Source organism: Paractinoplanes polyasparticus (genome assembly GCF_019710575.1).
Taxonomy (GTDB): domain Bacteria; phylum Actinomycetota; class Actinomycetes; order Mycobacteriales; family Micromonosporaceae; genus Actinoplanes; species Actinoplanes polyasparticus.
Map to the genome: position 1 here is coordinate 12,809 of NZ_JAHWFK010000067.1, position 23,628 is coordinate 36,436.

30 protein-coding genes and 1 tRNA gene are annotated in these 23,628 nt (G+C 69.1%); 9 read left to right on the plus strand and 22 right to left on the minus strand.

Annotated elements, in window-relative coordinates:
• Positions 1–59 precede the first annotated feature (59 nt).
• The 8 genes from KXC43_RS46850 to KXC43_RS46885 form a co-directional block, all read right to left on the minus strand.
• On the minus strand, positions 60–755 hold the full coding sequence (locus tag KXC43_RS46850; protein ID WP_221382776.1) for a hypothetical protein: 696 nt from the start codon (positions 753–755) through the stop codon (positions 60–62).
• Positions 756–772: 17 nt separating this feature from the next.
• A complete protein-coding gene (locus tag KXC43_RS46855; protein ID WP_221382777.1) occupies positions 773–1,564 on the minus strand; it encodes a hypothetical protein in 792 nt (263 codons plus the stop codon).
• Positions 1,564–1,995: a hypothetical protein gene (locus KXC43_RS46860; protein ID WP_221382778.1), complete on the minus strand. Its 432-nt coding sequence runs from the start codon at positions 1,993–1,995 to the stop codon at positions 1,564–1,566. Before KXC43_RS46860 ends, KXC43_RS46855 begins: the two co-directional genes overlap by 1 nt.
• A gap of 206 nt (positions 1,996–2,201) precedes the next feature.
• The gene (locus KXC43_RS46865; protein ID WP_221382779.1) at positions 2,202–2,504 is read right to left on the minus strand and encodes a hypothetical protein; all 303 of its coding nucleotides are present in this window, start codon (positions 2,502–2,504) and stop codon (positions 2,202–2,204) included.
• A complete protein-coding gene (locus tag KXC43_RS46870; RefSeq protein ID WP_221382780.1) occupies positions 2,498–3,043 on the minus strand; it encodes a hypothetical protein in 546 nt (181 codons plus the stop codon). The genes KXC43_RS46865 and KXC43_RS46870 overlap by 7 nt, the downstream gene beginning before the upstream one ends.
• A complete protein-coding gene (locus tag KXC43_RS46875; RefSeq protein ID WP_221382781.1) occupies positions 3,040–3,498 on the minus strand; it encodes a hypothetical protein in 459 nt (152 codons plus the stop codon). Before KXC43_RS46875 ends, KXC43_RS46870 begins: the two co-directional genes overlap by 4 nt.
• A complete protein-coding gene (locus tag KXC43_RS46880; RefSeq protein WP_221382782.1) occupies positions 3,495–6,575 on the minus strand; it encodes a bifunctional DNA primase/polymerase in 3,081 nt (1,026 codons plus the stop codon). The genes KXC43_RS46875 and KXC43_RS46880 overlap by 4 nt, the downstream gene beginning before the upstream one ends.
• Before the next feature lie 226 nt (positions 6,576–6,801).
• Positions 6,802–7,044, minus strand: coding sequence for a helix-turn-helix domain-containing protein (locus KXC43_RS46885; RefSeq protein ID WP_221382783.1), 243 nt, complete (start codon positions 7,042–7,044; stop codon positions 6,802–6,804).
• Between the two features lie 140 nt (positions 7,045–7,184).
• Here KXC43_RS46885 and KXC43_RS46890 point away from each other — a divergent pair, with 140 nt between their 5' ends.
• The gene (locus KXC43_RS46890) at positions 7,185–7,961 is read left to right on the plus strand and encodes a helix-turn-helix domain-containing protein (protein ID WP_221382784.1); all 777 of its coding nucleotides are present in this window, start codon (positions 7,185–7,187) and stop codon (positions 7,959–7,961) included.
• Between the two features lie 127 nt (positions 7,962–8,088).
• Positions 8,089–9,321 carry a site-specific integrase gene (locus tag KXC43_RS46895; protein WP_221382785.1) on the plus strand — a complete coding sequence of 411 codons (1,233 nt, stop codon included), beginning with the start codon at positions 8,089–8,091 and terminating at the stop codon, positions 9,319–9,321.
• Here the strand turns inward: KXC43_RS46895 and KXC43_RS46900 are convergent.
• The 3 genes from KXC43_RS46900 to KXC43_RS46910 all read right to left on the minus strand — a co-directional run bounded on the left by KXC43_RS46900 (position 9,318) and on the right by KXC43_RS46910 (position 10,691).
• On the minus strand, positions 9,318–9,728 hold the full coding sequence (locus KXC43_RS46900; RefSeq protein WP_221382786.1) for a hypothetical protein: 411 nt from the start codon (positions 9,726–9,728) through the stop codon (positions 9,318–9,320). The genes KXC43_RS46895 and KXC43_RS46900 overlap by 4 nt on opposite strands.
• A gap of 189 nt (positions 9,729–9,917) precedes the next feature.
• Positions 9,918–9,990: transfer RNA gene (locus tag KXC43_RS46905), tRNA-Ala, on the minus strand.
• A 107-nt stretch (positions 9,991–10,097) separates the two neighbouring features.
• Positions 10,098–10,691, minus strand: a complete 594-nt coding sequence (locus KXC43_RS46910) for a YqgE/AlgH family protein (RefSeq protein WP_221382787.1) — start codon at positions 10,689–10,691, stop codon at positions 10,098–10,100.
• 68 nt (positions 10,692–10,759) lie between these two features.
• Here KXC43_RS46910 and KXC43_RS46915 point away from each other — a divergent pair, with 68 nt between their 5' ends.
• Both KXC43_RS46915 and KXC43_RS46920 read left to right on the plus strand, forming a co-directional pair.
• A complete protein-coding gene (locus KXC43_RS46915; RefSeq protein WP_221382788.1) occupies positions 10,760–11,557 on the plus strand; it encodes an S-methyl-5'-thioadenosine phosphorylase in 798 nt (265 codons plus the stop codon).
• Positions 11,558–11,631: 74 nt separating this feature from the next.
• Positions 11,632–12,369 (plus strand): class I SAM-dependent DNA methyltransferase, encoded by a 738-nt coding sequence (locus KXC43_RS46920; RefSeq protein WP_221382789.1) that lies wholly within the window; start codon positions 11,632–11,634, stop codon positions 12,367–12,369.
• Here KXC43_RS46920 and KXC43_RS53115 read toward each other — a convergent pair.
• Positions 12,359–12,922: a TetR/AcrR family transcriptional regulator gene (locus tag KXC43_RS53115; protein WP_221382790.1), complete on the minus strand. Its 564-nt coding sequence runs from the start codon at positions 12,920–12,922 to the stop codon at positions 12,359–12,361. The two genes, KXC43_RS46920 and KXC43_RS53115, sit on opposite strands and share 11 nt — an antisense overlap.
• A gap of 63 nt (positions 12,923–12,985) precedes the next feature.
• Between KXC43_RS53115 and KXC43_RS46930 the strand changes: the two genes are divergently transcribed.
• Entirely contained in the window at positions 12,986–13,531 is a 546-nt protein-coding gene (locus KXC43_RS46930; protein ID WP_221382791.1) for a hypothetical protein, read from the plus strand.
• Here the strand turns inward: KXC43_RS46930 and KXC43_RS46935 are convergent.
• A complete protein-coding gene (locus KXC43_RS46935; RefSeq protein WP_221382792.1) occupies positions 13,489–13,965 on the minus strand; it encodes a VOC family protein in 477 nt (158 codons plus the stop codon). The two genes, KXC43_RS46930 and KXC43_RS46935, sit on opposite strands and share 43 nt — an antisense overlap.
• A gap of 111 nt (positions 13,966–14,076) precedes the next feature.
• On the opposite strand from KXC43_RS46935, the gene KXC43_RS46940 reads away from it, so the two are divergent.
• Positions 14,077–14,763, plus strand: coding sequence for an aggregation-promoting factor C-terminal-like domain-containing protein (locus tag KXC43_RS46940; protein WP_221382793.1), 687 nt, complete (start codon positions 14,077–14,079; stop codon positions 14,761–14,763).
• Positions 14,764–14,911: 148 nt separating this feature from the next.
• Here KXC43_RS46940 and KXC43_RS46945 read toward each other — a convergent pair whose 3' ends face one another.
• Positions 14,912–15,388 carry a hypothetical protein gene (locus KXC43_RS46945; protein WP_221382794.1) on the minus strand — a complete coding sequence of 159 codons (477 nt, stop codon included), beginning with the start codon at positions 15,386–15,388 and terminating at the stop codon, positions 14,912–14,914.
• Between the two features lie 188 nt (positions 15,389–15,576).
• On the opposite strand from KXC43_RS46945, the gene KXC43_RS46950 reads away from it, so the two are divergent.
• Together KXC43_RS46950 and KXC43_RS46955 are read left to right on the plus strand one after the other, a co-directional pair.
• On the plus strand, positions 15,577–16,461 hold the full coding sequence (locus KXC43_RS46950) for a fructose bisphosphate aldolase (protein ID WP_221382795.1): 885 nt from the start codon (positions 15,577–15,579) through the stop codon (positions 16,459–16,461).
• 20 nt (positions 16,462–16,481) lie between these two features.
• Entirely contained in the window at positions 16,482–17,072 is a 591-nt protein-coding gene (locus tag KXC43_RS46955; RefSeq protein ID WP_221382796.1) for a 3'-5' exonuclease, read from the plus strand.
• 44 nt (positions 17,073–17,116) lie between these two features.
• Here KXC43_RS46955 and KXC43_RS46960 read toward each other — a convergent pair whose 3' ends face one another.
• Positions 17,117–17,572, minus strand: a complete 456-nt coding sequence (locus KXC43_RS46960; RefSeq protein WP_221382797.1) for a response regulator — start codon at positions 17,570–17,572, stop codon at positions 17,117–17,119.
• Between the two features lie 48 nt (positions 17,573–17,620).
• Complete coding sequence (locus KXC43_RS46965) at positions 17,621–18,037, minus strand: response regulator (RefSeq protein WP_255646030.1); 417 nt, start codon at positions 18,035–18,037, stop codon at positions 17,621–17,623.
• Positions 18,038–18,143: 106 nt separating this feature from the next.
• Between KXC43_RS46965 and KXC43_RS46970 the strand changes: the two genes are divergently transcribed.
• Entirely contained in the window at positions 18,144–19,097 is a 954-nt protein-coding gene (locus KXC43_RS46970) for an LLM class flavin-dependent oxidoreductase (RefSeq protein WP_308129579.1), read from the plus strand.
• A 62-nt stretch (positions 19,098–19,159) separates the two neighbouring features.
• Here the strand turns inward: KXC43_RS46970 and KXC43_RS46975 are convergent, their stop codons facing one another.
• From KXC43_RS46975 to KXC43_RS47000, 6 genes are all read right to left on the minus strand, one after another.
• A complete protein-coding gene (locus KXC43_RS46975) occupies positions 19,160–19,813 on the minus strand; it encodes a GntR family transcriptional regulator (protein ID WP_221382798.1) in 654 nt (217 codons plus the stop codon).
• 71 nt (positions 19,814–19,884) lie between these two features.
• Entirely contained in the window at positions 19,885–20,487 is a 603-nt protein-coding gene (gene pilO, locus KXC43_RS46980; RefSeq protein WP_221382799.1) for a type 4a pilus biogenesis protein PilO, read from the minus strand.
• Complete coding sequence (locus KXC43_RS46985; RefSeq protein WP_221382800.1) at positions 20,487–21,182, minus strand: PilN domain-containing protein; 696 nt, start codon at positions 21,180–21,182, stop codon at positions 20,487–20,489. The genes pilO and KXC43_RS46985 overlap by 1 nt, the downstream gene beginning before the upstream one ends.
• The gene (pilM, locus tag KXC43_RS46990; protein ID WP_221382801.1) at positions 21,182–22,207 is read right to left on the minus strand and encodes a type IV pilus assembly protein PilM; all 1,026 of its coding nucleotides are present in this window, start codon (positions 22,205–22,207) and stop codon (positions 21,182–21,184) included. Before pilM ends, KXC43_RS46985 begins: the two co-directional genes overlap by 1 nt.
• A 29-nt stretch (positions 22,208–22,236) precedes the next feature.
• A complete protein-coding gene (locus tag KXC43_RS46995; protein ID WP_221382802.1) occupies positions 22,237–23,025 on the minus strand; it encodes a prepilin peptidase in 789 nt (262 codons plus the stop codon).
• 76 nt (positions 23,026–23,101) lie between these two features.
• A complete protein-coding gene (locus KXC43_RS47000) occupies positions 23,102–23,590 on the minus strand; it encodes a type II secretion system protein (protein ID WP_221382803.1) in 489 nt (162 codons plus the stop codon).
• Positions 23,591–23,628: the final 38 nt, after the last annotated feature.

A 23,628-nucleotide genomic window follows, 5' to 3' on the forward strand; every position in this document is an offset into this window, starting at 1 on the left:
CAGCCTCCCGCCCTGTGGGTGGCTCTGGTGTCGAAGTGTCATGGCCGCAGGTGGGGCACTTAGGCACGGGATGCTCCGATCTCGGTGGGGTGCACGATCTGATTCGGCCGGCCAGCCAGACGCTCCTCTTCGGTATGCATCTGCTCGACGACGGTGCGCGCGGTCTGTTCGAGGGTCGGCACCCACGGGCGGGCGTCACTGGTCGCCAGCCAGCGCAGGTTCGTCGCGGTCGCGGTGATCTCCAACGGCTTGTGGTCGTTGTGCTCCCACGGCGGCGCGTCCCAGCGGTGGCCCCGCATCGAGTGCCGCCAGTCCGGCCACACGTCGTCGACGTTGGAGACCACGCCGCCGATCTGGAGCAGCCGGAGCAGCGGCATGCGCAGGTGCACACCAGGCACTTCGACTTCCTGGTTTCCGCTGCCGACAACCGTCGTGGACAGGGCCAGTTGGGCTGCGCGGATCTGTTTGTACGTAGGCACCGCATCGGCAGCGTCCAGGGCGCCGGCGCGCACGGTGGCGAGCAGGGTCGCGAGCCGGTCGTTGAGGTCGGTCAGGCCGGTATTACCGCGGTCACGGTGGCGGCCGCCGTCGAGTCCGCGCAGTCGCAGCGCAACAGCCGCCCATACGGCGGGGGCGTTCTCGTCGGTCAGCCCGCGGGGCAGGGTCTGCCTCTGTGCCAGGGCCATCGCCATGGAGTCAGCCAGCGCGGAATCGGTCAGCCGGCGTAGTGCCTGGCTGAGGGTGTCGGTGGGCATGGCGGGTCTCCTCGGGGTCAGGCGGCGAGGCCGGCCAGTTTGCGGATGCGGTCGCGCTGTTCACGGTCGTGGTCCTCGGCGTGCACCTTCAGTGCTGCACGGCGCCGGTCCACCTCGGCGCGGACGCTGGCCTGCGTGTTCCGGGCGTTCTCCCGCTCAGCCTCAGCCGTGGCCAGCTCGGCGACGGCTAGCCGCAGCGCCTCGGCGGCTGCGTCGCGCGTTTTGACGGCGGCCTCGGCCTTGCGATCGGCGCGGGCCTTGACGGCGCCGGAACTGGTGAGCTGGTGCTCGGCTGCGGCCAGCTGAAGTTCCATCAGCCGGGTGCGGGCCTGCGCGAGCTGACCGGGGAGCGTCACCTCGGCGTCGATGCGGAGCTCCATGACGGCCTGGAGATCCTGGGCGTCGACCGCGGCCTCCAGCCGGCTCCGGGCGTTCCCAGAAGCGGCCTCCAGTTCGGCGACGGCCCGCTCCGCGGCCAGGAGGTCTTCCTGCTGGTCGAAGGGGTTCAGAAGGCCGAACAGGGCGTTCTTCAGCTGCTGGAGGTTCGTCGCGGTGATTGCTTCGGCGTACTGCCGGTCGGCTCTGCCCGTGGTCAGCGCCTGCCAGAAGCGACTGACAACTGCCGTGACCGAATCGATCACTACTGCGATTGCTTCGTCCGTGGCGGTCCCCCGGACCGCGGCGACGAGGGCGTCCGCCGGGCCGACCAGGTCGACCGGACTCCCGGTCGCCGTGTACTGGCGCAGGGCAGCAAGCAGGGCATCCGCGCAGGTCTCAGCGGTGGCGGTAGGTGGCGGTGCCTCAGTCATCAGATCCCTCCGTTGCTACGGGCGGCGCGGTACAACTCGGCCGCCTCGGGTTCGACCAGCCATACGCCGCCGGCGGTCTGCCGGCCGTCGAGGCGGCCCTCGGTTATGGCGAGCCGGACTGCTCGCGGAGTGATCCCAAGTAGTCCGGCAACCTCGGTGGCGGTCAGCGAGGACGATGCCTGACCAGCCGATTCGGTGTCCCGCTCGCTTCCTAGATCGGAAGCCAGACCGCGGTGCCGTTTCCACGCCTCGGCGGCCAGCAGGATGGCCTCGAGTACCGCGTCGACCTCGGGGTCCATGCCGCGCAGGGCGTGTCGGACGTTGCGCAGGCCCTTCTGGGCGAGGACCGCGGCGACGCGGGCCGGCACGACCACGGCCGGGCCGTCGAGGCCGTACACGTAGCTGGAAGACGGCCTGGGTGGAACCGTCACTCAGACACCGCCCTCATGTACGGGTTCAAGAAACGCCGGGTGACGGAAGGTGATCTTCGAACCCTGGGAAACCCGTACGCAGGAAAGTTGCCCTCCCCGGCGGTACTGCTCGTCAGGGGCCCCTTGGGGGTTACTCCCCCACCCCTGGTGACGATCAGTAAGCATCGAGCCCAGCTTGGTTGCATCCGTAGGAAGACCTGACTCGATCAGTCACGCACAGCCAACTGGATCAGGTTGTCCGGCAGCCGGAAGATGGTGGCGACAGTCGTAGCGTTGATCAGGTTCTTGGCGTCGAGGGCGTCGTCGGCCCAGGTCCAGAGCATGACCAGAGTGCGGATGCCACTCTCGGCCCAGTGCTCGATGACGAGGGCGAACGGCCCCTCACCGGAGACCTCGGCTGCCTCGTCCCAGACGCAGCCGGCCAGCGCGGCATAGGTCTGGTGCCGTGCCGGGCAGTGGGCCTCATGGCGAGGCAGGGCCAGCGCCGCGAGCATGGCCGGGGTCAACACGGACGGCCCAAGGTCGCGGGCAGGCAGTCGTCGCAGGCGCCGTACTGAACGGTGAGCGGTCCGATCTGGAGCATGCCCGGCGTGATGCCGTCGTCGGCGGTGCGGGCGCACACGCGGCCGCAGGCGTCGCAGGTGTGGGCGGCCTCGCTGTCCGGCGCCAGGCTGAACAGGTGCAAGCAGAAGCCGCAGACGGTCAGGTCCGGCCGCCACAGGGCTGCGAAGATCGGTTGCGGGTGGCCCGGGTGCAGGTTGTGCCTGCAAGTTTCACCACCGCCGGAGATCCAGGACACGAACGCCTGGATGATGCCCAGACGCAGCCAGCCGGGCAGCTCGCCGGGCGTGACCAGGCGCGAGGCCTCGTCACTGATGAGCTGGCCGGCCTGCTGCAGGAGGTCGGTGGCCTCGCTGATGGCGGCGTCGGCCTGGTCGCGGAAGCCGACCGGCGCAGTCTCGCGGGCACGCTCACAGACGGCGGCGAAGCGGGGGTCGAGCATCGCGCGCTCGAGGAGTAAGGCGGCCTGCTGGTTCGAGGTGGTCATGCGCTCGCTCCCTCGTGCTGCCGTAGTTCGAGCTCGCCTGCGCAGCTGCCGCACACGCCGAACAGGAGCAGCATCGGGCCGATCGGCAGGGCGCCGCCGACCAGGCCGCCCCGTGCGTAGACGGAGCAGCGGTCGCACGTGTTGTCGTCGACCGGGCCGAACCGCGGGCGATCGGCGAAACAGTCGCGGCAGCTGACCAGCAGCGGCCGGCCCGCCTGGCCCATCTGGGTGTACATCGGGCCGAAGCCGCGGCCCGGGCCGACATGTGGGCAGAGCCGTGCTCGACCGCTGACCAGCTGACCGAGCACCGTGACGCCGAGCGAGACGAACCACGGGTCTCGGGCGGCGACCTGGTGGCCGTGGGTGTGGGCAGCCAGGCGGCGCACGGTGTGCTGCTGGTCGGCGACGGCGACGCGCAGTTGCACGGCCTCGTCGAAGGTCAGGGCGGCGGTCATGGTGTGGCAGTCCTTCCGGTCTGGCAGGGCTGGCAGGTGGGCCCGTGGCCACCGCGGCCGCGGGCGTGGTGGCGGGTGCCGCATCGGTCGCACGGCACCCAGGTGGCATCGGCGAAGGTCTGCGAGCACCGGGGGCAGTAGTTCGGGCCGGGCGCCGGTGGCATCGGCAGCGCGGGAGCCTCAGGTCGCGGTGATTGCTGAGCGCGCTGCGGGGTTAGCGGGGTTTGCGGGGTCTGATCCGGCGGGCCCCACACGGGGTTTTCACTAACGGGTGACTCAACTTCTCGCGCGTAGGTCAGGGAATCAGACCCCGCAAACCCCGCTAACCCCGCAGCGGACTCGATTCGCCAGAGCCGGACCTTGTCGCGATTCGACCCCGCGGCCCGCACAGCCAAGCTCCCCGCCCATCGCCCGTCGCGGTTCATGAGCCAGCGCCCCAGCGTCTTCGCGATGCCACCGATACCCTGCGGTGAGCGCGCCGCCTTGTCCGCGAGCTCGGTTGGTAGGGCGTCGAGCGGGATGGGCTTATGTGCGATGCCGGCCCCCGCGTAGACGTTGTGGCCTGGGTCGACGTCGGCCAGGACCTCTTTCACCGTCCACACCTGATTCCCACGAACCTTGTGCACGGCGGTGAGGAAGTGCTCCCAGTCGTCGTCGTCGCTACCGACGACGATCTGAGTGGAGTCGTGGTCGAAGCCACCCTCGATGCCGGCCGTGGTGATGATGCCTTCGACGGTCTGTGTCCAGCGGGCGTATCCGTCGCTGCTGCGCTCCGACCCTCGCCGCATCCCCGCGACTACCCAGGCCTGCACGATGGTCAGCAGGGCGTGCAGCAGGTCTGCACGGTGCGCGGTGGCCCAGACCTCGGGGTCGCCGATCGCGAAGCCGGTGCGCAACTCAGGACGTGGCACGCCGGGGTCGATGGTGACCGTGATGGTCCGCCGTGGGATGTCTCCGCCGAGCGAGAGGTTGTTGCCGGTGACGACCCACAGCCGGTCGTTGGGCACGCCGATCCACTCGTTGCCGCCGAGCAGTCGGTCGCCCCACGAGTCGTTGGTGAGCAGGCCGGCGAACTTCGACGACCGCAGCACGCCGGAGACGTTGTCGATGACGACGACCGGGCCGGTGGTCATCTCGAGGATGGCGGTGATCTGCTTACCGAGCTCGGCCTCGTCGTCGGGGAACTCGGCCCGGAACACGCCGCCGTGAACGATCCGCGCGACGTTGGCGAGCTTGGTCTTCCCGGAGCCGCGCTGGTGGGCGCCGATCGCGATCAGCTTGTACGGCGGCGGCACGATGGCGCGTAGCAGCGGTGTGATGAGCGCGCCGATGTAGTTCGCCCGGCTGGATGCGCTGGTGAACGGGAAGCCGGACAGCAGCAGGTCGATCCGGGCGACCGCCGCCTGGATCTGCTCCGGTGTCGGGTGTTCGGGCACGGCGGGGATGGTCAGTTTGGGGTCAGGCAGGTAGAGCAGCCGGGTCACCGGGTCGTAGCCGGGGGTGCGGATCAGGCTGCCGTCGGGCCGGAAGGCCGGGGTGTGGATGACGCCGCGCAGGCGACGCAGCTGGGGCAGCTCGTCGAGTACGGCGCTGACGCGCTTGGCCGATGCGGCTGGGAACATGGCCGGTATGTAGAACTTGACCTTGTCCTTGCCGCTGCCGCTCGATGCTTCCTTGACGCAGTCGAAGGCGATCTGGACGCGTGCGGCGACATACTCCGAGTGCGCGCGCTGGACCTGCGCCGGGCCGTCGTCACCGTCTTCAACGGCGCCGCGCAGCGGTACGTACCCCTCCTCGCCCTCGCGCGGGGTGTGGACCAGGTCGGCCCCGCGCAGGAACATGCCGGCGAGCAGGCCCCGGCCGAGGTTGACACGCAACCACTCGAACATGACCGCGGGGTTGCCGACGTCGAGTGACGGTCGCGGTGCGATGACCGCAGGGGGCTGACCGGTGGCCGGCTCGACGGGCTCGGTGAACCAGGCCGGCGGCGGTGTCGCCAGCGGCCAGGCCGACCCAGGCGGCGGCGTGCCGTACCCGCGAGCGGCCAGGTCGCGAGCGGCGGCACTGTGGTCGCCGCCGTGGTTCAGCAGGGCCCATGCCCCGAACTTGGAGTAGGTCTCGCCTGTATCGAGCACGGACTGAAACTCCGTGCTGCTCGTGAGGACCTTCAACCGGTCGGTGCCGCCGTGGTTGGTTGTGGCGCTGTGGCCGTCCCGCATGTCCTTGCCGGGGCGGGTCCAGTAGGTGACGCCGTCCTCCTGGTGGCGCTCTTGCCAACCTTCGGGTTCGAGGATCTCGGCCCAGCTGGTGTGGGCGGCGAAGTCGTCCCCCGGGCTCAGTTGGCCACCGATGGTCGCTGCACGCGGTTGCGGCGCTGTGACCGCGGTCTGCTTGGCCGGCGGCGGCAGCTGGTCGAGGACGCGCACGAGGTCGTGCAACTGCCTCTGCTCGGCCGTGGTGACGGTAGGCACAACGCCGGGCGCACCGATGGCCAGCCGCCAGGGCTGCCCAGTCGGGTGGGTGGGCCCGCCGGACGGCGCGACGACGACGTAGCCACCCTCGCCCCGGGTCTCCGCGAGCACTCGGATGACGGTGCGGCCCTTGGCCACCAGGTCTGGCTCGTTGCCGGTCAGCTCGTCGGTCCGGGCGGGGCGGCTGGCCAGCTTGGTGTTGCCGGGCACCGGGCCGCCGGTGATGCGGTAGAGGATGTGCACGCCGCCGGACGGGGTCATCTCCACGTAGGCGCCCGGGTCGACGGTGATGCGTCGCCACAGTTCGTCGAGGCCTCGCTCGGCGGCGGCTGCGGCGACCTTCTGCAGTGCGCCTTCCTGCATGGCCCGGCCCTCGGCCTCGAGCATTTCGAGGCCACCGGAGACGGCACCACAGACCAGGCCGATGCCGTGGTGTTGTCCGCTGGCCAGGGCCTCGCGGGGGAATTGCTCGCGCTGGTAGCGCTTCCAGTCGCCGAGGGGCCGTTTGGTCCCGTCGCCGGCGGCTGGGAGAACACAGAAGCCGGCGTCGTGCCACGCCAGGGCGGCGTCGCGGACGACGTCGACGTGGGTCGGTGTGATGGTCAAGGGTTGCTCCTCCATGCCCTGCCTGCCCCCAAGCAGGTGCGTGCGGCCCTCGCGGTTGGGCCGGGTGAATGAGTCAGAGGTGTCGAGCACGACTCACCACGGGCAGCGGCAGGAGGTGACGGCGGTAGGCACTGCGGCCCCGGCGGCGTTACCCTGACCCTGCTGGTACGTGGCGGTAGCGAGGCGGTCTCTGTGGCGGGGGCCGCTTTCGTGCGTCTGGAGCACCTCAGGCCACCTGCGGCCGATCGCTCGTGGCCTCGTCGATGACGGCGAGGATCGAGCTGGTGGTGACGCGGATCCGGCGGCCGACGCTGAGCGCCTTGGCCGGGAACTCCTTCGCCTTGATCAGGTCGTATGCGTGCGCCCGGCTGATGCCGAGCGCCGCCGCAGCGTCTTCGACGCTGACGGTGGCCGGCCAGCGGCGCACCTCTTCGAGAGTCGGTCCGATCGGCGTGGTCATGGCGGTCATCGCCCCTCCGTACCTTCCAGGGATCGCGTTATACCTCTGTTAGGGAAACAGCGGCAGCTTGAGGGGACCATACAGACCTCGTGGACACCTGGCAAGTTCGGGGATAGGGTTTCCCTCTCAGAGGAACGTTGGGGGCATTAATGGCGGCGAGCGCGCCGGGTGAAGTGCTGGGTCGGCAGGTCAGGCGGTGGCGTGAAGAGCGGAAGCTTTCAGCCCAGGCGCTGGCGAACCGCTTGCACGAGATGGGTTCGAAGCTTGATCGTCGGTCGATCTTCAAGATCGAGACCGAGAACCGCAGCGTGAGCGTCGACGAGTGGCTGCAGCTGGCTCACGCGCTGGCCGTCCCGCCGCCACTGCTACTGGTCGACCTCGATTCCGGTGATGACGTCGCGATCGCGCCGAACATCGCTCTGCACCCGTGGATCGTCTGGCGTTGGATCGGTGGCGAGCATGCTTCGCCCGTGCCGTCGGAGCGTGGTGGCGCCCTGGTCTCCCGGGTCGAGGAGTTCGGCCGGGCCCGGCTGGCTGTGCAGCTCTACCAGCAGGAGGAGGCGTCTTCGAACGCGGTGAGTCGCGCGGCCGCGGACATCCGCGCGGCCGAGTACACCGGTGACGAGGAGCGGCTGCGGGTCGCCAAGTCCGACCGCGTCGACAACCTCCGGATCCTCGCGCAGGCCCTCGACGCGATGCTCGAGAACGGCATGACACCGCCGGGTAAGCCGCCCGCTGTGATCGAGGCGATCAGGTCCCTCGATCTCTCGAAGTACCCGGATCGGCTCGTCGTCTGGACGGGGCCGGCCGACGAGGAGACCGAGGCCCCGTCCGACGTCATGCGACCGGTCACGCCGGAGGACGCCGCGGAGTTCAACGCTGCGGCTGCCCGCCGACGCAAGCGCACAGGCGGCAACCCGAGCTGACGCGGTAGACGCACAAGGCGTCCGTGGATCTCTTCTCACCACATTGAGGCTGTGATGCGGTGGCCTTCACCAGCGGTGATGTGCCACCGTCTCACGCAAATCTCACAGCTCTGGGAGAGGAAGACCGATGCCACGAGGCTCCGATCCGATCAAGAGAGTGGTGCTGCCGTCCGGCGCGGTGCGCTACCGGTTCACCGTCGACGTCGGCCAGAAGGTGAAGACCGAGAACGGCCGTCCCGTGCTCAAGGACGGCAAGCCGGTCATGGTGCGCGACCAGCGGACGCACTCGTTCGAAAGGCGCAAGGACGCCGTCGAGAAGCGCTCGGCGCTGCTGGCCGACCGGGCCCGCGGCACCTTGGTGGCCGCGTCCAAGGTCACCGTGTCGCAGCACCTCGAGGACTGGCTGGCCGGCAAGCGCGATCTCAAGAAACGCACCTTCGGCAACTACCGCGATGCGCTCAAGCCGGTGCACGAGGAATTGGGCCAGATCGAGTTGCAGAAGCTCAGCAAGGCCAGCGTCGACCAGCTGGTGACTCGGATGCTGGCCAGCGGCCGGCGAGTCAACCGCAAGGGAACACCGCTCGCGCCGTCGACGGTGATCCTGATGCTGACCGTGCTCAGCATGGCGCTCGACGACGCGATGGCGCAGGGCTTGGTACTGCGCAACGTCGCTCGGCTGGTCGAGCGGCCTAAGGCGACGCAGCACGAGATGAAGACCTGGACGGCCGAGCAGGCGGCGACCTTCCTCGGCGCCATCGCGAGCGAGCGCCTGGCGGTCGGCTGGGGCATGGCGATGTACGGCATGCGCCGCGGCGAGGTGCTCGGCCTGCGATGGTGCGACGTCGACCTGGTCGGCAAGTCGCTGGCCATCCGCAAGACGCGCAGTCCGCTCGACGGCGTCGTGATCGAGGACGATCCGAAGACCGAGCGCAGCAAGCGGACGTTGCCGCTCGACGACGATCTCGTGGGGGCGCTGACTGCGCTGCAGCTGCGCCAGCGTGAGGAAGCTGAGGAGGCCGGCGACGCCTACGGCGCCTGCCCGGACTGCGGAGAGCTGCACGTGGTCGTCGACGAGCTCGGCGTGCCGGTCCATCCCGAGTCGTTCAGCGACCAGTTCACGGTGAGGGTGAAGCGAGCCGGCCTCCCCGCCATCCGGCTGCACGACACCCGGCACACCTGCGGGACGCTGATGCACCTGCGCGGCGTGCCCACCGCGGTGATCTCCGCGTGGCTCGGCCACTCCTCGGCCAGCTTCACGATGAAGGTCTACGTTCACAGCCAGGACGAGGCGCTGCGCGCGGCCGGCGCGACCTTGACCGGAGCGTTCCGGCCGGCGCCTGCGGGCGTTGACGTCGGCTAGAACCACTGCCAGATCCATGGATCCGGCACGAAGTTGAGGAAGAAGAAGACGAGCCAGATCAGCCCGGCGAGCATGACGAAGGCAGCGAGGCGAAAGTTCTTGCGGTCACCCCGAGCTCGCCGCGCAAGCTGGGCGGTGGCCTCGTTGTAGAGAGCCACGCAGCCGAGGAGGGTCCCGATACTGGCTATCCGGGTTTCCCAGTCGCTGAGGGACTTGTCGTACGTGACCGCACTAAGGGTCACTGCCAGGCTCAGCAGCACCCCGAAAAGACCGAGCGTGTAGAGGGTTGCGGTCTTGGCCTGCGCACGGTCGTCAGGGTCTTCGGTAAGACCCTTGGACTCCACGGCGAAGGCAATCAGGAGAGCAGAGTTGACCTGGGCGAAAATCTCTGCGGCATCGGGGGACATAAATGGAAGCTAGACGACCGGACGGTCCAGCCACCCGGTCATGAATGCGACAGCGGGGCGGGGTCGCTGAGGTCGCCGACGAACCTGCCGCGTCAGACGGAATGCCATGTGAGATCTCGTGAGATATCCGGACCCCAGAAAGCGGAAAAGCGGCCCGATCAGATCACTGATCAAGCCGCTTACCTGGGGTGGAGCTGAGGGGACTCGAACCCCTGACCCCCACACTGCCAGTGTGGTGCGCTACCAGCTGCGCCACAGCCCCTTGCCGTCCCCGGTTCGCCCGGGCACGGAAGAAATACTACACACCTGCCGGCGGGCGTTGCCGGGACCCCCTCGGTTCGGGGGCGGGAAGTCGGCCGTCGCGGTGGCTCAGTTCAGGGCCGGGTCCGGGGGGAAGTGGGCCACCGCGGCCAGGATGTCGCCCTGGCGGCGCAGGACCATGGCCCACAGGTCGTCGGGGCGGGTCATGAAGGGGTCGCCGGGCAGGGCGTCCAGCAGGAACCAGGAGCCGCCGGCGATCTCTTCCTCCAGTTGGCCCGCGGACCAGCCCGAATAGCCCGCGAAGACGCGGATGCCGGCCAGGTTCTCGCGCAGGCGCTCGGGGTCGGCGGAGAGGTCGACCGTGCCCAGCGCGCCGGAGACCTGGTGGAAGCCGGAGATCCGCTTCTTCACGTCGGGGCGGGTGCGGGCGAGGCAGATCGCCGACTCGGGCTGCACGGGGCCGCCCTCGAAGAGCACCGCGGGGTCGCCTGCCAGCTCGCCCCAGCCGCCGAGCACGTCGGCGACGGGCACCTCGGTCGCGCGGTTGAGCACCACGCCCAGGGCGCCGCCGGTCTCGTGGGCGACGAGCAGCACGACCGTACGGTCGAAGTTCGGGTCCTTGAGGGTCGGCGTCGCCACCAGCAGCCGGCCGGTCATGGACTCCATCGACCGGCCTCCGATCCGCTGGCCCTCGCTATACATAAGCCGTCCCTACCAACGCCATGCAACGCACATTAGCCCGAGATTCCGGCCGCCGATAAGGTCTGGACATGAACCCAGCGGCGGAGATCGGCGTCATCGGTGGATCGGGGCTCTACAAGCTCCTGGACGGTGCGGTCGAGCACGAGGTGTCCACGCCCTACGGTGCGCCGTCCGACCCCATCACGGTCGCCCAGGTGGGTGACCGCCGCGTGGCTTTCCTGCCCCGGCACGGCCGCGATCACCGCTACCCGCCGCACAAGATCCCCTACCGGGCCAACCTCTGGGCGCTGCGCGCTCTGGGCGTACGGCAGATCGTGGCCCCCTGTGCCGTCGGCGGCCTGCGTCCCGAGCTCGGCCCGGGCACGTTCGTGGTGCCCGACCAGCTGATCGACCGCACGAGCGGGCGCGCGCAGACGTACTACGACACCGGCGCCGTGCACGTGAACTTCGCCGACCCGTACTGCCCGGTCGGGCGCCAAGCGGTGCTGGGCGCGGCCGAGCCGGTCGCGCCGGTCGACGGCGGCACCATGGTCGTCGTCGAGGGGCCGCGTTTCTCGACACGCGCCGAGTCGCGCTGGTTCACGGCGATCGGGGGCGCTGTCATCAACATGACCGGCCACCCCGAGGCCGTGCTGGCCCGTGAGCTCGGGCTCTGCTACACGTCGATCGCCCTGGTCACCGATCTGGACGCGGGGGTCGAGGGCGAGCACGGCGTCACCCAGGAGGAGGTGTTCCGGGTGTTCGCCGACAACACCGAACGCCTGCGGGGTGTACTGCTCGAGGCCGTGACCCGGCTGCCGGCCGAGCGCACCTGCCCGTGCGCGGCGGCGCTGGACGGCTTGAAGCTGCCGATCGAGCTCCCGTAAAGATCGAGCTGCCGTAAAGATCGAGCTGCCGTAAACCCGTCGAGAAGAGCGGCCGACCTCGATACTGTCCGGCCATGGACGATCCGGACGGCTACTTCTCCGAGCGTGTCGCCCGGACGTATGACGACGCGACCGGCGACGAGTTCGACCCGGCGGTGATCGCCGAGACCGCCGAGGTGCTGGCCGGCCTGGCCGGTCCGGGTGGGCGAGCGCTCGAGTTCGCGATCGGCACCGGCCGTGTCGCGGTGCCGCTGGCCGGGCGGGGTGTTGCGGTGCACGGCATCGACATGTCGGCGGCCATGGTCGCCCGGCTGCGGGCCAAGAACCCGTTGATCGGCGTGTCGATGGGCGACTTCTCCTCCGTACGGGCCGGGGCTTCGGACTTCGACCTGGTCTACCTGGTCTTCAACACGGTGATGAACCTGACCACGCAGGACGCGCAGGTGCAGTGTTTCCGCAACGCCGCCGCGCACCTGCGCCCGGGCGGCCGCTTCCTGGTCGAGGTGATGGTGCCCGAGCTGCGGAAGCTTCCGGCCGGGCAGACGGTCGTGCCGTTCACGGTGACGCCGTCGCGGTGGGGGTTCGACAGTTACGACGTGGCGACCCAGGCGATGGCGTCGAACTATGTGACGCTGCACGACGACGGGCGTGGCGAGTTCTGGTCGGTGCCGTTCCGCTATGTGTGGCCGGCCGAGATGGATCTGATGGCGCGCATCGCCGGGCTCCAGCCGGAACACCGGTGGGATTCGTGGGCCGGGACGCCGTTCACGAACGACAGCACCAAGATCATTTCTACCTGGGTCAAGCGGTGAGCTCGTCGAGGTAGTCGTCGAGGCAGGCGGTCATCTCGTCCGGGGTGAGATGACCGGCCAGCACGTGGACGGTCACGCCGTCGACCAGCGCGTGCAGGCGGCGCGCGGTGGTCCCGGCGTGGGCGGGGGTCAGGTGGGCGGCGAGGCTCAGGCACAGCTCGTACATGCGGGTGAAGTGGAGCCTCTGCACCCGGGCCAGCGCCGGGTCGCCGAGCCCGAGCGCGAGGAACGAGAACGCGATCGTCGACTCGGCCCGGCGCCGCTCGTCGACGGGCATGGTCTCGAGCAGGATCGCCCGGACCCCCGCCCGTACGCCGTCCGGCACCGGCATGGCCCTGATGCGCTCGGTGACCTGGTCGATGACCTGTTCGCAGGCGAAGGCCAGCAGCTCGCCGCGAGTGGCGAAATAGTGCCGTAACGCGCCCGACGACCAGCCCGACTCGGCGGCCACCGACCGGATCGAGACGTCGGCCACCCCGTCGCGGGCGATGACCCGCCCAACCGCGGCGGCGAGTTCCCGGCGTCGCGCGTCGTGATCCACAATTTTCGGCACACGCCATTGTCGCACGAGTGTGTTACAAAGGTTATGACACGCCCGTGCGAAATAGGGGTACACATGATCGTCGCGATCGTCGCCTGCGAGATCGGCTTCTGGGTGCTGCTCGTGGCCGGGCTGGCCGCGCGCTACCTGCTCAAGGCGCGCGCGCTCAGCACCGCGCTGCTGCTGTCGGTGCCGCTGGTCGACGTGGCCCTGCTCGTCTTCTCCGTCGTCGACCTGCGATCGGGGGGCGAGGCTGCGCTCGGGCACGCGCTGGCGGCGGTCTATCTGGGCGTGTCGGTGGCCTTCGGGCACCGGATGCTGACCTGGGCCGATCAGCGGTTCGCCCACCGGTTCGCCGGCGGGCCGCCACCCGTTGCGCTGCCCGCGAAGGGCACCCGGGAACGCGCCTCCCATGAGCGCCTCATGTGGCTCCGGCACGTCATCGCGTACGGAATCGCGGGTTTGATCCTGTTGCTTTTCGCGGCGCTCGTGGGTGACGCCGACCGCACCGCGTCACTGTGGGGCCCCTACCGCCTGTGGACCATCGTGCTCGTGATCGACGGCCTGGTGTCGTTCAGCTACACCGCCCGGCGGTCCATCTCGTCGGCGAAGGAACGCTGAGCCGAACGCATGATCGCCAGTTCCGCCGGGTCGTCGAAGGCGCTCAGCTCGGGCTCGGCGAGATGCGTCTGCACCCACCAGATATTGCCGACCGGGTCGCGCAGGCGGCCGCCGCGGTCACCGACTATGCGCGATGTGAAGACCTCGGTGACCACCGTGGCGCCGGCCTCGACGGCCCGGGCGAACACAGCGTCCACGTCATCGACATAAACGCTCAGTAGCGCGGGCATATGCGGCCACCGCGGGTCGGCGTCGAACGCCATCACGGTCGAGTCACCGACCCGCACCTCCGAGTGGCCGATAGTGCCGTCCGGGTTGAAGACCTTCTGCGCCGGCTCGGTTGCGAACGCCGCCTCGACAAAGGCGAGGAAGCGCTCGGCCCCTTTCGCGGCGACATAGGGAGTCACCGTGTGCTTACCGTTCGGAATGTTCATGCGACCATCGTCGCCGAAATAGCGGTCAATTTCCGACCGGGCAGAGCAGGCTGTTGCCTTCGCGGGCGCGGTAGGCCAGGGTGTTCCGAGCAGCTGAGGAAAGGGACGCTCGTGAATGGGCTCTGGAGCCGCGTGGGTGTGCGCGTCGCATCGGTCGGCGTGCTGGTGGCGGGACTGATCGCGGGGGTTCATCTCGGTCAGGACAACCAGGCCGAACCCACGGGGGTCGCGCTGGCCGGCGCCGAACAGGCCGCCCTGGACGTCCAGTTGCTCAAGCAGCATGAGGCCCGGCACGCCGCCGCGCGAGCCTGGAAGCGCGAGGCCGAGGGCGCCGCCGCGGCCAAGGCGGCAACGGCCGCGAAGGCCGCCGCCGGCCGGGCGCACAAGCTCGAGACGAAGGTGGCCGCCGACAAGAAGGCGGCCCGGGAGCGCAAGAAGCAGGAAGCCTCCGGCCCCGTCCCGTTCAACGGCCCGATCCCCACCTCGTGCAACGAATACTCCGGAAGCCGCAAGATCGGCTGCGCCCTCATGCTGGACAAGGGCTTCCCGATCGCCGAGTTCCCGTGCCTCGACAAACTGTGGAAACACGAGAGCGGCTGGAACTACAAGGCGGAAAACAGAAGTTCCGGCGCGTACGGCATTCCGCAGGCCCTGCCCGGCCGGAAAATGGCTTCGGCCGGCGCCGACTGGAAGACCAACCCGGCCACCCAGATCAAATGGGGCCTCGGCTACGTGAAGGGCCGCTACGACACCCCGTGCGGTGCGTGGAACTTCTTCCAGAACAACGGCCACTACTGAAAGACGCGGCTCAGCATTCCGGCGGTGCTGTCGGCAGTTGTTCGGCGGATCTGAGCACCACGGTGCTCAGATCCGGTACCGGGTTCCGGGCGGTTTCTGATTGTGCGGGATCACCGCTCGACCAATCCCCGCAGCAACGTCAGAGGCTTCACACCTGGTGGAGCCCTCGGCGCCCTGAGCGGGCTCGCACGGCGAGCGTCAGGCCGGCGATGGCGACCAGCGCGGCGAGCGTTTCGGCGACGGCGGAAAAGGCCTTGCCGGGGGCGCTCCACGTGTTCTCGTAGAGGTTGGGCAGCGGGCCCAGTTGACCCACATTCACGTACGTGTAGAGCGTCACCGCCACGGCTGCGCTGCCCGCCACCAGCAGCGACACGATCCAGGTGAGGACGCGCGGCCAGATCAGCAGCGCCAGCGCGACCACGATCGCGACGACTCCCTGGATGCGGAACAGTGTGCCCTCGCTCATCACGGACGAGCGGAACTGGTCGTACTGGGCGGCGTCGTGCAGATGCACGTAGGCGTCGACCCCGAGCAGCGCCGCCGTCACCACAGTCAGCACTCGTTGCGCCGGCGAGATGTCGCGCCAGGCTGCGTGCGTACGCACCGGCATCACTTGATCGGTCATGGTCCTGCTCCTCTTCGAAGGACTTCCTCGCTGCCCACGGTCGTCCGTTCGGGCCGGGCCGGCATTGCCGCCAACTGCAAACCCGGATACCGGCCAACCGGTATCGGCGCGCTCTCGATGGGCCGCAGTGACGGAGATGACCGGCATGAGGGGCTGCGGGGGTGGCTGCCCCGGGTAACGCTGAGGGCATGCGGGATGAGCAGCGGAACAGGATCGCGTCCGGAGCCGGTTTTCTGGCCGCGCTGGATCAGAGCGGTGGGAGCACGCCGAAGGCGCTCGCTCTGTACGGGGTGCCGGAATCGGCGTACTCGGGTGAGGGTCAGATGTTCGACCTCATGCACGCCTTCCGGAGCCGGATCATGATGTCGCCCGCCTTCACCGGGGAACGGGTGCTCGGAGCGATTCTGTTCGAGCAGACGATGGACCGCGACGTCGACGGCGTCAGCACTCCCGACTACCTCTGGCAGCGCAAGCGGATCGTGCCGTTCGTCAAGGTGGACGAGGGCCTGGCCGACGAGCGGGACGGCGTGCGGCTGATGAAGCCGTTCACGAGGCTCGGCGGGTTGCTCGAGCGGGCGGTCGAACGGCGGGTCTTCGGTACGAAAATGCGGTCGTTCGTCAGCCGGGCCGACACCGGCGGCATCACCGCGGTCGTCGATCAGCAGTTCGCGTACGCGCGGGAGATCCTCGGGGCGGGCCTGGTGCCGATCCTCGAGCCCGAGGTCGACATCCACAGTGCCGAGAAGCGGCGGGCGGAGGAGTTGCTGAAGGCGGCCGTCCTCGAGCGCCTGGCCGACGTCGACGGGCCGGTGATGCTCAAACTGTCGATCCCGAGCGTCGACAATTTCTACGCCGACCTCATCGGGCACCCGAAGGTGCTGCGTGTCGTCGCGCTCTCGGGCGGATACACCCAGGCCGAGGCGGACGAGCGACTGGCGCGCAACCGCGGGCTGATCGCCAGCTTCTCCCGCGCGCTGGTGCAGGACCTGCGGTATCAGCAGAGTGATGACGAATTCAACCGGACGCTGGATGTTGCCGTCGCCGCCATCGGCCGGGCCTCGGTCGGCACGTGAAGATCAAGTAGGTTCTGGTCGTGATCATCATCCTGGACCTGGAGTTCACGGCGTGGGAGGGCTCGCAGGAGCACGGCTGGTCGCGGCCCGGCGAATTCCGTGAGGTCGTGCAGATCGGCGCGCTGCGCGTCGACTCGGCAAGCCTGCTGGTCACGGGCGAGTTCAACCAACTCGTACGGCCGCAGCGCAACCCCTCGCTCTCGGACTACTTCCAGGATCTGACCGGCATCAGCCAGACCGCCGTCGACGAGCAGGGCCGGCCGTTCGCCGACGCGCTCGACGCGTTCCTCGACTTCTGCGACGGCCACTACGTTCTCTCGTACGGCAACGACATGGTGATCCTCGGCGAGAACCTCATCCTCCAGGTGCCGGAGGGCCGCACCCCGAAGCGCGAACTGCCGCCGTTCGTCAACATCCGCACCTACTTCAACGCGGTGCTGCCCGCCACCGCCGGACTGTCGTCGGGCCGGCTCGCCTTCGCGCTGGGCCTGGCCGCCCGCATCGACCGTGAGCACGACGCCCTCGCCGACTGCTACTCGATCCTTGAGACCCTGCGCCACCTGCGCGAACTGGGCCATCCGCTGATCGCGGTCGGACGGCCGCCCGGCTGATCGCGGTCCTTCTCGCAGTGCGGCAGGTCCTGAAAGGACGGTTCTCAGCGGCCGGCGGAGAGCAGGAGCCAGTTGACCCGGCGCATCATCTCGTGGGAGGTGAAGGGCTTGGGCAGGTAGTCGTCGGCGCCGGCGGCCAGGCCCAGTTCCCTGTCCTGGTCGGCGCAGTTGGCGCTGATCATCAGGACCGGGATCTCGGCGGTGCAGGCGGTCGCGTGCAGGCGGTTGCAGACCGTCAGGCCGTCGATCTGGGGCATGGTGACGTCGAGAATGATGACGCGGGGGCGGCGTTCGATGGCCAGGCTCAGCGCCGACTGTCCGTTGTCGGCGGTCAGGGTGCGGTAGCCGGCCACCTGCAGGCGGAACTCGATCACGTCGCGGACCTCGTCGTCATCGTCCGCGATGAGGATGCTGGGGGACAGCGGCGCGGTGATCGGCGCCGGGGACATCGCTCGGGTGAAAGCGTCGGCTTCCTGGGGCGGTGCGTAGAGCGTGGTCATTTCTGTCTACCTCCTGATTCGAGAAACGGCTACGGGGTGCCGGGCGGTTCAGCGGACAGCTGGGAGCTCGCGGCTGCGGAGTAGTTCGGTCAGCGTGTGGTCAGGAGTTCGCGCATCTCGGCCACCAGGCGGCGGGGGGCCAGTGGTTTCGTCAGGTAGCGGTCGGCGCCCCGCGTCGAGGCCGGCCTCGACGGCGTAGGCGTGGATGTTCGCCGACATCACGACGATCGCCATGGTGCGGCCGGCGGGGTCGAGCCGGGCGCGGCGGCACAGCTCCAGGCCGTTGAGCGCCGGCATCTGGACGTCGGTGATCAAGCCGGCCGGCTTGGCGACGGTGAGGATGCGGGCCGCGGTGTGCCCGTCCTTGGCGGCCACGGCACGGAAACCGGCGGACTCGAGCGTCACGGTGAGCAGGTCGCGGATGTCGCTGTCGTCGTCGGCCACGAGGATCAGGTCGGTGGTCATGCGGTGTCCCTTCCGGTCGGACACCTCGTCCATCGGCTGGGGTGGGGCGGGCGAGAGGAAGGTCACGGTTGCAGACCGGGTGCGATTCCTGAGCCGGGGCGGGGCGGTGCCGGTGGCGCGGGCGCGGCGGTGCCGCTGGGCGTCAGGCGATCGGTTCGCTGGTGGTGAAATTTCCTGTTCGGGGACGGGTGCGGAGGGCCAGGATCGCGGCATGGTGAGCTTTGCGTTGCAGGCCGTTCCCAAAAGTGCGGGCGGGTGGCTCGACCTTGCCCGGGGTGCTGAAGAGGCGGGCTTCGAGTCCTTGTACGTGCCGGACCATCCGGGATCGTGCGCGGCGCCGTTCGTGGCGCTGGCGGCTGCGGCTGCTGTGACTTCGCGGATTCGGCTGGGGTCGTACGTGTCGAATGCCGGTGTTCGAGAGCCGTTGTTGCTCGCGTCGGATGTGGCGACTCTCGACGTCGTGTCCGGTGGTCGTGCCGTGTTCGGGCTCGGAGCGGGGCACACTCCGGCGGAATGGGAGGCAGTCGGGCGCGTGCGGCCGGACGTGCGGGGACGGATCGACCACTGCATCGCGGTCGCCGAGGCCGCCACGCGGATGCTGACCGAGGACGGCATGGCTGAGCCGCGGCCCGTACAGCAGAAGGTTCCGCTGTTGATCGGGGGTGGCAACAGCCGGCTTCTGCGGTGGGCGGCCGGGCACGCCGACCTCATCGGGCTGTCGGGGCTGGGGCGCACGCTTGCCGACGGGCACCGGCACGAGACACGGTGGCGCAGCGACCAGGTCGACGCTCAGATCGAACTGTGCGGCGGCAAGCCGGCCGAGGCGCTGGTGCAGCGGTTCGAGGTCACTGACGACGGTGGCGCCGGCTACTCGGCGTACGCGAAAGAGGTTGAAGCCGACGAGGCCGACCTCATCGCCTGCCCGTTCGTGTTGATCGGCACGCTGGATGAGATAGCCGCCAAGCTGCGGCAGCTCGAGAGCCGGTGGGGGATCAGCCGCTTCGCCGTGCGCCCGCCGGCCATTGAGGGCGTCACCGCGCTACTGGCCGCCGCCCGCTGAGCCGGGATCGGCAGAGGACCCGCGACCGTCGAAGGGGCGGCGGCTGGGGAAAGGCCGGCGGGTCACTGGTCGAGGAAGAGCTCACCCTCGACCTGGGAGCGGTAGTCGACGTAGATCTGGCGGTAGCGGTTGAGCGCACCCTTGCGGTCGCCCTCGACGAGCAGGCGCAGGATCGCGTCGTGGCCCTCGATCCAGGTGTTCCACAGGTCGCTCTCGGCCGTCATCGCCAGTATGCGCATGGTGCGCGCGACGACCAGGTCCACCATGGATTGCAGTTCGCGGTTGCCACTGGCCAGGATGATGATCGAGCTGAAGTCGGCGCCGGCCGCCCCGGCTGCCAGCACGTTGCCGGCGGCCAGGGCGTCGACGAACTCGGCCTGGCGCTGGCGCAGCAGCTCGATGTGCGTCTCGGTGAGGTTGTCGACGCCCCATTCGAAGCCGGCGCAGGCCAGCACGCTCATCACATCGATCAGCTCCAGTGCGTTCTTCTGGGTGACCTTGGTGACGTGCCGGGTCCGGTTGGGCGCGATGTCGATCAGGCCCTCGACGCTGAGCTGAGCGATGGCTTCGCGTACCGGCGTGATGCTGACGCCTAGGCGGGCGGCGAGCTCGGCATCCTTGATGAGCGTGCCGGGGGAGAGTTCACCGGTGACGATCTCGTTACGCAACTGGTGGACGACCGCTGCGGTACGGGTCGGTGGGACCGCGTATGACATACGGGCAGAGTACTCAGGGTGACAATGGAGTGCGGCGTCCGGCTGCCCGGTTCACCCGGTAGTCGTTGTCGTCAAGCCGTCGCGCACATGTCGGTGCGGTCGAGTTTGGTGCTGTCCGCGAGGTTGTTCTTGGTGCAGAAGGCGGTCAGCGTCAGATTCACGACCACAAGTTTGTTCTTGTCCGGGGCCGAGACGGTGACCGAGTTGAGCAGCACGGCCCGGTTCTGCGTCTGCTGGAGGCGCACTATGAATTTGCTGATGTTGGGGATTGTGCCCTTGGTGTTCATCGAAATGGGTAGCTCAACTGCGGTGAGCACCGTGTCCGAGGCCACCGGGGCGCCCACGCTGAGGTCGGTGACCTCGACGGAGGTGGCCGCGCCGGAATCCTGGATCGAACGCAGGAAGACCGGCATGCCGTACGTCTCGGGCAGATTCGTCACTAGCGTGTCGAGCTCGGCCTGATAGGTGGCCTTCTTCTCGCTCTGCTGCTTGAGCTTGGCCACCTCCTTACGCAGCGAGACCAGCTGGATGGTGGTGTCGTCGGCCTGGTCCTGTACCTCATCGGCCTCGGCGAACTTGGGTGAGACGGCGAGCAGCCAGGACGCGGCGATGAGGATGACGATGGCCACGATCCCGCCGATGAGCCAGATCCGGTCGGCGCGCCGGGCGTCCATCAGTTGCCTCCGGTCTTGCAGGCGGTGGTGAACCGTCCGCACAGCGCAGCCGAAGTGAGCTTGAAGGTGAGGGTGTACGCGACCCGCTTGTTCTCCAAGGTCGTGGTGGTCAGATAGGGGTCGGTGAAGCCGGGGTGGGTGGCCAGCTCGTCGAGGAACGCGGCGACGTGCTTCCGGTCGCTCGCGGTGCCGGCGATGGAGAGTGCCGCCACAACACCGACGGGCGTGGCGGCGGTCGCGGCGGCGGGGGCCTCGGACAGGCTGCCGGAGATCGTGCCGATCTGAACGTCCGCCTCGGCGGCGTCGGCGCGCAGGTCGTCCATGTTCGTGGCCCACGGCAGGTCGGTGCCCAGCAGCGTCTTGAGGTCCTGTTCGACCGCCTTGACGTCGTTGATGGTGCCGGTCACTCCGGAGTACTTCTTCTTGTCGTTCTGTACCCGCTGCACCTGGACGGTGGCCATGGTCAGGTTGTCCTGGGCCGTGGTGACCTGCTGCACGGCGTACAGGTACCAGCCGGCCATCACGGCGATGACCGCGAGCACGGCGCCGATCAACAGGAACCGGGTGCGGCGGGCGCTGCGCCCGGCCCGGATCTCCTCGGGCAGCAGGTTGGCCCGGATCGTCAGGATCCGGGAGGCCTGCGCGGGAGAGACGGCCGGGTCGACCGGCATCAGGGCGGTTTGAGTGGTGGTCATCAGGCTGCCGCTCCCAGGGTCAGGCCGATCGACACCGCGGCCGAGGGCACGAAGCTTTCGAAGCCGCGCTCGCGGCCCTTGCGCGTGTCCCGCAGGCGGCTGGCGCTGTCGGCGTACATGACGGTGATCCGTAGTTGGTTCTGGAGGTGCTCGGCGAGGCCGGGCATGAGCGCGCTGCCGCCGCACAGGGCGAGCCGGGTGACCTGCAGGTGCCGCTCGCTCGAGGCGAGATAGGTGAACGAGCTGCGCAGCTCGCTGACCAGCGGGCGGACCGCCTCCTCGGCGGCCTCCACGCCGTCCGGCCGGCCGTCGCCGTGCAGGCCGAACCGGCACTTGAGCTCCTCGGCCTCGGGCGGGGGGATGCCGAGCCGGGTGGCGATGCTGTCGGTGATCTCCTGGCCGCCCCGCGGGACGGTCCGCACGATCAGCGGCTTCCCGTCGGCGTGCACGACCAGGCTGGTCACGTCGAGCCCGATGTCGACGATCGCCTCGATCTGGGTGTCCAGCCGCGAGGCAGCCCGCAGCAGCGCGAACGACGCCAGGTCGACCCCCTTGACGTGCAGGCCGGCCTTCTCGACGGCGCCGACCACGCTCATCACGGCCTCCTTGGGCATGGCGATGAGCAGCCCGCGGACGGTCGGGTTGTCGCCCGGTTCCTCGAGCGGATAGAAGTCGAGCAGCGAGCGCTCGACAGCCAGCGGCAGCGCGTCCTTGACCTGGAACGGCAGGGCCTGGCGCATCTCCTTGGCGGGCAGGTTCGACACGGCCATCTCACGCACCACGAGCTGCGGGTTCGTCACCCCGAGGTTGACGTTCCTGGTGCCGAACTTGCAGGCCGCCCAGAGCTGCTTCAGAGCCGAGGTGACCATGACCGGGTCCTGAACCACGCCGCCGGTGACCGCGCCGGGCGGCAACGGCACCTGGCCGAAGTTGGACAACGTGTAGTCGTCCTTGCCCCGGCGGACCTCGACGGCCCGGATGGAGGACGTGCCGATGTCGAGCCCGATCGGGATGACGCCAGCCATCGGTCTCCTTCGTTCGTGCGTACGGGGAATCAGGCGGCCGGAATGATCAGGGAGGAGTACCACTGCGCGATCGGCGCGCCGGCGAACACCGCGAGGAAGGCGCCGGCGAGCATGTACGGGCCGAAGGGAATACGGCTCTTGCGGTTGGCCCGGCGCAGCAGCATCAGCACGGCGGCGACCAGGCCGCCCAGCAGGAACGCCGCGAACGCGCCGATTGCCACCGAGCTCCAGCCGAGCCAGCCCAGATAGAAGCCGAGCAGCGGGGCCAGCTTGAGGTCGCCGCCGCCCATCCCGCGTGGCATGGCGGCCAGGATGAAGTAGGCGACGTAGAGCACGGCTGCCGCCAGCAGGGCCCGGCCGGCGGTCGACCAGCTGCGATCGGCGACCACGGCCGGAGCGATCAGGACCAGAGCCACCGCGTACGACGGCAGGACGATCTTGTCGGGGAGGCGCATCACGTCGAGGTCGATCACCGCCAGCGCCACCGAGATCGCCGCCAGGTAGAGGTAGGCGGGCAGCTCCCAGGAAAGCCCGAACCGGGCCGCCACCGCGACGAACAGCACCGCGGTGCCGGCCTCGACGAGCGGGTAGCGCGGGCTGATCGGCGTCTCGCAGGCAGCGCACCGGCCGCGCAGCAGCAGCCAGCCGAGCACTGGGACGTTGTGCTTGTTGCGGACCTCGGTGCCGCACGCCGGGCAGTGCGAGCGCGGGTGGACCAGCGACTCGTTGCGCGGCACGCGGTAGATCACCACGTTGAGGAAAGAGCCCACCGCCAGGCCGAGCAGGGCGGCGATGGTGAGCAGCATCGGCTGCGGCATCTCGACCTCCTCGGCGTCTCGGATGGGCAACCCGGGCGGCGCCGACAGCACCGCCCGGGTCTGGATCAGGACTGGCTCACTTGACGCAGTCGGTGATGTCGCCGGCGTCGACCGACTTCACGGAACCGCCCACCGCGCTGTTGTAGACGTAGACCTTGTCGGTGCCGCCCTCATTCTTGGCGCAGACGAGGTACGACAGCTTGTCGGCGGCGAGCACGTAGGTCATCGACGACTTGTCGGACAGGGTCACCCAGCCGGCCTGGCCGGCGGACGTGTCGGCCGTGCTTCCGTCCTTGAGGCTGAAGCTGGCCTTCTTCTGCGTGATCGCCGTGGTCGGGGCCGGGTAGGCGTTGCCGTTGTCGGTGTAGTACTGCTCGATCGCACTCACCGCGCCGCGGACGTCGGACTGGGCCGACTTGTCCGCTGCTCCCTTGCGGTAGTTGAGGTAGACCGGCACAGCGATTGCGACCAGCACGCCGATGATGACCACCACGACAAGAAGCTCGATGAGGGTGAAGCCTTCGTCGTCCTTCTTGTTGCGGAGCCGCGTGATGATGTCGTGCATTGGGGGTGCCTCCATGGCGTGTGGGGTGGGGCGGGTGG